The 428-nt window shown below is 68.7% G+C and carries 1 protein-coding gene; it reads right to left on the bottom strand.

The window, feature by feature from the left end; genetic code table 11:
• The coding region (locus MOV80_RS23320) for a hypothetical protein (RefSeq protein ID WP_249605567.1) at positions 1 to 428 on the bottom strand (428 nt) is incomplete at both ends.

Here is a 428-nt window from a genome sequence, read left to right as displayed (position 1 = left end):
CCGCTCACCACCTGGTCACCCAGCGCGCTGCCAAACGACTCCGCCGCGATTGCGCTCCAGTTAGGACGTTGGCCGGTCAGTTGCGACTGGATGCCGCCCGATACCAGCCCGCGCAGCGTGCCGTAGCCAACGCCGGCCACCGGATCCGAGCTCTTCCAGCCCAGACTGTCGCCCATCCAGCCGCTGACCCCGGCCGCCGCGCCGCTGGCCGCCACCGAGGTCCAGTTGAACGACTTTTGCAGCCCGGTAGCCATACCCACGCCCTGGGTCATCGCGTTGACCGCCATCGTCCGCGCCACCGTCTCGCCCAGCCCTTTGCCGGCAAAGGCTGACAAAGAAGAGGTGTTGGATGCCCCCGCCAGGCCGGCGGTCGCCGCCGCTGAGAACGCCGACAACCCCACCTGACCCCAGGAGAAACGGTCCTGCAT

It is taken from the genome of Chromobacterium sp. IRSSSOUMB001, from assembly GCF_023507765.1.
Taxonomy (GTDB): domain Bacteria; phylum Pseudomonadota; class Gammaproteobacteria; order Burkholderiales; family Chromobacteriaceae; genus Chromobacterium; species Chromobacterium haemolyticum.
This window is presented reverse-complemented; position numbering and strand designations above follow the sequence as displayed.